The following is a 7,496-nucleotide window of genomic DNA, read 5'->3' as shown; positions in this document are numbered from 1 at the left end:
TACGATCCGACTTCGCCCACCGGGCCTCGCCGCTCTGGGAGGACAAACCGCACGGCGGTTACTACACCCAGGACGACATCCGGGAGATCGTCGCCTACGCCGCCGACCGGCACATCACCGTCGTCCCCGAGATCGACTCGCCCGGCCACTCGCAGGCCGCCATCGCCGCGTATCCGGAACTGGGCAACACCGACGTCGTCGACACCGCCTCCCTCACAGTCTGGGACACCTGGGGCGTCTGCGAGAACGTACTCGCTCCCACCGAGAACACGCTGCGCTTCTACGAGGGCGTGTTCGAGGAACTGCTGGAGCTCTTCCCCTCGGAGTTCATCCACGTCGGGGGTGACGAATGCCCCAAGGACCAGTGGCGGCGCTCGGCGACCGCGCAGGCGCGCATCCGGGAACTCGGACTCGACGACGAGGACGGGCTCCAGGCCTGGTTCATCCAGCACTTCGACACCTGGCTCGCCGAGCGCGGACGCCGGCTCATCGGCTGGGACGAGATCCTGGAGGGCGGGCTGGCCAAGGGCGCGGCCGTGTCCTCCTGGCGCGGGTACGCGGGCGGGGTCGCCGCCGCGCGCGCGGGGCACGACGTCGTCATGTGCCCGGAGCAGCAGGTGTACCTGGACCACCGGCAGCACGCGGGCGAGGACGAGCCCGTGCCGATCGGTTTCGTGCGCACCCTGGAGGACGTGTACCGGTTCGAGCCGGTTCCGACGGAGCTGACCCCGGCAGAGACCGGACATGTGCTCGGTACCCAGGCGAACGTGTGGAGCGAGGTGATGGAGAACCAGGGGCGGGTGGACTACCAGACGTTCCCGAGGCTCGCCGCCTTCGCCGAGGTGGCCTGGAGCGCTCTGCCCGCACCGGGCGAGCGTGACTTCGCCGGGTTCGAGCGGCGGATGGCCGCCCACTACCGGCGGCTCGACGCCCTGGGCGTCGCCTACCGGCCGCCCGGCGGTCCACTGCCCTGGCAGCGGCGGCCCGGCGTGCTCGGCCGGCCGATCGACGGGCCGCCGCCGAACAAGTGAGGCATCCGGGCAAGGCGCGTGAGGAAGGCGCGTGAGGAAGGCGCGTGAACGAGGCGCGTAAACATGGAAAACGCCCCGAAACCTCACTGGAGAGTGGCAACTCTGGTTCAACGCGCGCATCTCCGACTGTCGGCCGATTGACGCAGATGCGTACGAAAACGGTCCATCTCGTCGACGAGGCGGGTGAAAGCCTCCTAGCGGACCCCCGCGTTCGGGTGCTGCGAAGATGTGCCAGAGTTGCCACGTCCGCCCTGTGAGGTCGTACCGTACGGCCACATGGGCGGGACCAGGTGGGACAGCGGGAAGGGGCAGTCGGGTTGACCACGCACGCACCGCAGGCGGCGCAGGCCGTCACGCTGCCCACGACACTGGACGAGGCGGTGGCGGCACTCGCCGCGATGCCCGCCGCCGTGCCGGTCGCGGGCGGCACCGACCTGATGGCGGCCGTCAACTCCGGCCAGCTCAGGCCCGCCGCGCTGGTGGGCCTCGGCCGGATCAGCGAGATCCGCGGCTGGCAGTACCAGGACGGGCACGCACTGCTCGGCGCCGGACTCACGCACGCCCGCATGGGGCGCCCCGACTTCGCCGCGCTCATCCCGGCGCTCGCCGCCGCCGCGCGCGCCGCCGGACCGCCGCAGATCCGCAACGCGGGCACCCTGGGCGGCAACATCGCCTCGGCCGCCGCCACCGGCGACGCGCTGCCGGTGCTGGCCGCGCTGGAGGCGACACTGATCATCGCCGGTCCGGGCGGGGCCCGCCGGGAGATGCCGGTGTCGCACCTGCTGGCCGGTATGGAGATGCTCCGCGCGGGCGAACTGATCGGCTACGTGCGCGTGCCGCTGCTGCACGCGCCGCAGGTCTTCCTGAAGGCGACCGGCCGGACCGGCCCGGGCCGCGCGGCGGCCTCCGTGGCGCTGGTCCTCGACCCCGCCCGGCGCGGGGTGCGGTGCGCCGTCGGCGCCATCGCGCCGATGCCGCTGCGGCCCCTGGAGGCCGAGCAGTGGGTGGCCTCCCTCATCGACTGGGACAACGGCCGCGCGATCGTCCCGGAGGCCCTGAGCGCCTTCGGCGAGTACGTCGCCGCCGCCTGCATCCCCGACGCGGCCCCGGCCGAGGACGGCTCCGTACCGCAACTCCCGCCGGCCGTGACGCACCTGCGGCGCACCGTCGCCGCACTGGCCCGACGAGCACTGGGGAGGGCGCTGTCGTGACCGACGACCAGCACGGAGACCGGCAGAGCGATCAGCACCCGGGGGGCACGCCCCCGAGCGGCGGCCGCTGGGACCCGCTGCCCCAGGGCGACTACGACGACGGCGCCACCGCCTTCGTGAAGCTCCCCGAGGGCGGCGTGGACGCGCTCATGGCATCCGCCGACAGCCCGCTCGCCGCGCCCGGGCACGGCTACGTGCCGCCGCAGATCACGGTCACGCCCGCCACGACCGCCGGTACCGACCCGGCGGCCACCGGCTCCTGGGCGTTGCCGTCCGCACCCGTGGACGGCACGCAGTGGCAGGTCCCCGACGCGGGGCGGGAGTCCGCCGCTCATCAGGGGTACGCCGAATACCAGCAGCAGGACCCGTACGGCGGGAGCGTGCCGTACGACCCGAACGCCGTGTACGACCCGAACGGCGGGCATGCCGACCCGTTCACGTACCGGCCCGGGGCCACCGGCCAGTGGGACTTCTCCGGGGCCGGGGCCGGGGGCGATGCCCGGACCGGTGCCATGCCCGGGCAGGACGTGCCCGGCCAGGACGTGCCCGGGCAGGACGTGACCGGGCAGTGGTCCATTCCCGTCGCCGACGGCGACCTTCCGGACGAGTCGGGCGAGTTCACCCAGTCCTCCCTGGCCGAGCAGTGGGGCGGCACCGCGCCCGCCACCCTGCCCGGCGGCGCGCCCGCGCCCTGGGCGACCCAGCAGGCCGGACAGCCGTGGGGCGACCGCACGGCGCAGACCGGGCCGGCCGGTCGGGAACGGCAGGCCGAGGGCCGGTCCGCACCCGAGACGCCCGGGCCGGCCGCCGGTCCGTACGGGGAGACGCCCGCGGCATCCGTCGCCGAGCCCGCCGCCGAGCCCGTCGTGGAGACCGGCCCTCCGGCCGGCCGGGCCACGGCGGCCGACGGGACGGCGATCGACGAGCACCAGGAGGCCGAGGAGGCGCCTGAGGGCCCCTCAGGGCCGTCCGCGGGCGCTGTCGGGGTCGAGGAGGTGGAATCCGCCCCCTCGGCCGCCGAGGAGCCCGTGAAGGGCCCGGCAGCGGTCGCCGCCGCACAGGAGCAGGCGCGGGAGCCCGGGCAGGACCGGGCCCCTGAGGGTGACGGTGACCGGGGCCCTGGCAGTGACCGGGACTCGGAGGGGGAGCCCCACACCGGCCCGCGGGCCGAAACCGACCGCGAACACGACCGCGACCGCGAACACGACCGCGACCGCGACCGCGAACACGACCGCGACCGCGAACACGACTGGGACCCGGCCGCCTCCGAGGTCGACCCGGCCGTCCCGCAGGAGCACGCCCCCTCCGGTCCGCACGAGGAGCACCCCCTCGCCTCGTACGTGCTGCGCGTCAACGGCGCCGACCGGCCCGTCACGGACGCCTGGATCGGCGAGTCGCTGCTGTACGTGCTGCGTGAGCGGCTCGGCCTCGCGGGCGCCAAGGACGGCTGCTCGCAGGGCGAGTGCGGCGCCTGCAACGTGCAGGTCGACGGACGGCTGGTCGCCTCCTGCCTGGTCCCGGCCGTGACCAGCGCAGGCAGCGAGGTGCGTACGGTCGAGGGCCTCGCCGCCGACGGCCGGCCGTCGGACGTGCAGCGGGCGCTCGCCCGGCGCGGCGCGGTGCAGTGCGGCTTCTGCGTGCCCGGCATGGCGATGACCGTGCACAACCTCCTGGAGGGCAACCCGGCGCCGACCGAGCTGGAGGCCCGCCAGGCCTTGTGCGGCAACCTGTGCCGCTGCTCCGGCTACCGGGGTGTCCTGGACGCCGTCCAGGAGGTCGTCGCCGAGCGCGAGGCATACGCCGCCGCCGACGCGAACGCCACGGACGCCGACGAGCTCCGGATCCCGCACCAGGCGGGTCCGGGCGCGGGCGGCGTCAACCCGTCGGCCTTCGAACCCCAGGGCCCGCCCGGGACACCTCCCGGCAACCCGGACGCACCGGAACCCCACTCCCAAGGACCGCACGACCAGCCGCACTACGGCGACGAGTCCTACGGCGACGAGTCCTACGGCGACGAGCCCTACGAAGACCAGCCCTACGACGACCGGCCCCACGGCCAGGGCGCCCACGGTCAGGGCCCGCACGTCCAGGACGGAGGCCACGCGTGAGCAACGACGCCGCGACTGCGGAGGCCGCGGGGACCACCGAGGCGGTCCCCGCCCCCGAGTCGATCCCGCACGGCCTGGGCGCGTCCCTGCCGCCCGCCGACGCCCGCGCGAAGACGGAGGGCACCTTCCCGTACGCCGCCGACCTGTGGGCCGAGGGCCTGCTGTGGGCGGCCGTCCTGCGCTCGCCGCACCCGCACGCGCGCATCGTGTCCATCGACACCACCCACGCGCGCGAGATGCCCGGCGTACGGGCGGTCGTCACATACGAGGACGTCCCGGGCGCCCCGTCGCACGGGCGCGGCGGCCGGGCCGACCGCCCGGTGTTCGCCTCCGAGGTGGTCCGCCACCATGGCGAGCCCATCGCCGCCGTCGCCGCCGACCACCCGGACACCGCGCGGATGGCCGCCGCCGCCGTCATCGTGGAGTACGAGGCGCTCGACCCGGTGACCGACCCGGAGCAGGCCTTCGAGGCCGAACCGCTGCACCCCGACGGCAACCTGATCCGGCACATCCCGCTGCGGCACGGCGACCCGGAGGCGGCCGGGGAGGTCGTCGTCGAGGGCCTGTACCGCATCGGCCGCCAGGACCCGGCGCCGATAGGAGCCGAGGCCGGCCTGGCCGTGCCGCGCCCCGACGGCGGCGTGGAGCTGTACCTGGCCTCCACCGACCCGCACGCCGACCGCGACACGGCCGCGTCCTGCTACGGCCTGTCACCCGAACAGGTGAAGATCGTCGTCACCGGGGTGCCCGGCGCCACCGCCGACCGCGAGGACCAGAGCTTCCAGCTGCCGCTCGGCCTGCTGGCCCTGAGGACCGGCTGCCCCGTGAAGCTGACCGCCACGCGCGAGGAGTCCTTCCTCGGCCACGTCCACCGGCACCCCACCCTGCTCCGCTACCGCCACCACGCGGACGCCGAGGGCAGGGTCGTGAAGGTCGAGGCGCAGATCCTGCTCGACGCGGGCGCCTACGCCGACACCTCCTCGGAGGCGCTGGCCGCCGCGGTGGCCTTCGCCTGCGGCCCGTACGTCGTCCCCAACGCCTTCATCGAGGGCTGGGCCGTACGCACCAACAACCCGCCCTCCGGCCACGTGCGCGGGGAGGGCGCCATGCAGGTGTGCGCCGCCTACGAGGCGCAGATGGACAAGGTCGCCAAGAAGCTCGGTCTGGACCCGGCCGAGGTCCGGCTGCGCAACGTGCTGGCCACCGGCGACGTGCTCCCCACCGGCCAGACGGTCACCTGCCCCGCCCCCGTCGCCGAACTCCTCCAGGCGGTCCGCGACTTCCCGCTTCCCGCCCTGCCCAAGGACACGCCCGAGGACGAGTGGCTGCTGCCCGGCGGCCCCGAGGGCGCGGGCGAGCCGGGCGCGGTGCGCCGGGGCGTGGGCTACGGCATCGGCATGGTGCACATGCTCGGCGCGGAGGGCGCGGACGAGGTCTCCACGGCCACCGTGAAGGTCCAGGACGGCGTGGCGACGGTGCTGTGCGCGGCGGTCGAGACCGGGCAGGGCTTCTCCACACTGGCCCGGCAGATCGTCCAGGACATCCTCGGCGTCGACGAGGTGCAGGTGGCGCCGGTCGACACCGACCAGCCCCCGGCCGGCGCCGGCTGCCGGGGCCGTCACACCTGGGTGTCGGGCGGCGCGGTGGAACGGGCGGCCAAGATGGTCCGCACCCAGCTCCTCCAGCCGCTGGCACACCAGTTCGGAATGTCGACCGAGCTGCTCCAGATCGCCGACGGCAAGATCACCTCGTACGACGGCGTGCTGTCGACGACCGTCGGCGAGGCGCTGGAAGGCAAGGAACTGTGGGCCACCGCCCAGTGCCGCCCGCACCCGACCGAGCCGTTGGACGAGGCCGGCCAGGGCGACGCCTTCGTCGGCATGGCCTTCTGCGCGATCCGCGCGGTCGTGGACGTCGACGTCGAGATCGGCTCGGTGCGGGTCGTGGAGCTGGCCGTCGCGCAGGACGTGGGCCGGGTGCTGAACCCGGCGCAGCTGACCGCCCGGATCGAGGCGGGCGTGACCCAGGGCGTCGGCATCGCGCTCACGGAGAACCTGCGCACCCCGCGCGGCCTGATCCGCCATCCCGACCTGACCGGCTACGCCCTGCCGACCGCGCTGGACACCCCGGACATCCGGATCGTGAAGCTCGTCGAGGAACGCGACGTGGTCGCCCCGTTCGGCGCCAAGGCGGTCAGCGCGGTGCCCGTGGTGACCTCCCCGGCGGCCGTCGCCTCGGCCGTGCGCGCGGCCACGGGACGCCCGGTCAACCGGCTCCCGATCCGGCCGCAGGCCGCGGTGGTGACCGGCACCTGAGCTTCCCGAGCTCAGAGCGCGAGTTCGATTCTCGTCACCCGCTCCATGATGAAGGCCCTGGTCAGCGACCTGGGTCTTGTTCGCTTCCGGCTACTACGGCTCCGTGTCGAGGAGTCGGGCGGCCTCGCGGGGGTCCATCAGGTTGGACCAGGCTTGTTCGGCGGGGAGCAGGTCCCGCTCCGGCAGGGCGTATTCGGGGTACCAGCCGTCGGCCTCGCAGCCGGGGACGTTGCGCAGGATCAAGGTGGTGAGGTTCGGCGGGACCGAACCCGTGATCCGCACCGCGAGGTACGTTTCGTGGCCGTCGTCGGCGCGGACCTGAAGGCCGACGGTGAAGGTGTCGAAATCCACTGTGTGCTCCTGACCGTCCCGGAGGGTGGCACGGCTCAGGGTCAGAACCGCAGTCCGGAGTCGCCGCACGAAACGGACTCCCGCTTCGGCGCGATAGCGGACGTGGTCCTCGCGAGTGGGGAGCAAGTGGGCGGTGTACGTGGCGGACTTGAGCGCGTCGGCGTTGCCGGCGTTGTAGCGGGTTCGGGCGGTCTTGCCGTCAGCTTCGAGAGCGGCGTAGAAGTCGTCGGTGGAGCCGTCCTCACGGCGGCCGGCCGCCACCAGCCACGGGAGATCGGCGTCCACCCAGACCGCCCCGCGCCAGCGCTGGACCTTCACCTTGAACAACACCTGGTCATCGACAGCGCGGATGCGCTCATGCTTGGCATCGTCCGCCGCGAACTGCTCAGCGGTCTTCGCCAAGATCGGGTGCTCGATCTCGTCCAGGGGGCCGGTCACCGCCGGCAGGGGGAGTCCGAGGTCATCGCGTAGGCATCGCAA

5 protein-coding genes are annotated in these 7,496 nt (G+C 74.1%); 4 read left to right on the top strand and 1 reads right to left on the bottom strand.

What is annotated here, in order from left to right:
• The 4 genes from ABEA26_RS33940 to ABEA26_RS33925 all read left to right on the top strand — a co-directional run.
• Positions 1-1,031: beta-N-acetylhexosaminidase (locus tag ABEA26_RS33940; RefSeq protein ID WP_345597638.1), on the top strand; the 1,031-nt coding region annotated here is incomplete at its 5' end.
• 317 nt (positions 1,032-1,348) lie between these two features.
• On the top strand, positions 1,349-2,242 hold the full coding sequence (locus ABEA26_RS33935) for an FAD binding domain-containing protein (RefSeq protein WP_345597637.1): 894 nt from the start codon (positions 1,349-1,351) through the stop codon (positions 2,240-2,242).
• Positions 2,239-4,350 carry a 2Fe-2S iron-sulfur cluster-binding protein gene (locus ABEA26_RS33930; RefSeq protein WP_345597635.1) on the top strand — a complete coding sequence of 704 codons (2,112 nt, stop codon included), beginning with the start codon at positions 2,239-2,241 and terminating at the stop codon, positions 4,348-4,350. Before ABEA26_RS33935 ends, ABEA26_RS33930 begins: the two co-directional genes overlap by 4 nt.
• Complete coding sequence (locus tag ABEA26_RS33925; protein ID WP_345597633.1) at positions 4,347-6,665, top strand: xanthine dehydrogenase family protein molybdopterin-binding subunit; 2,319 nt, start codon at positions 4,347-4,349, stop codon at positions 6,663-6,665. The genes ABEA26_RS33930 and ABEA26_RS33925 overlap by 4 nt, the downstream gene beginning before the upstream one ends.
• 93 nt (positions 6,666-6,758) lie before the next feature.
• Here ABEA26_RS33925 and ABEA26_RS33920 read toward each other — a convergent pair.
• Positions 6,759-7,496 (bottom strand): hypothetical protein (locus tag ABEA26_RS33920; RefSeq protein ID WP_345597632.1); only part of this gene is annotated, 738 nt, incomplete at its 5' end.

The organism is Streptomyces marokkonensis (assembly GCF_039539045.1).
GTDB lineage: Bacteria > Actinomycetota > Actinomycetes > Streptomycetales > Streptomycetaceae > Streptomyces > Streptomyces marokkonensis.
This window is presented reverse-complemented; position numbering and strand designations above follow the sequence as displayed.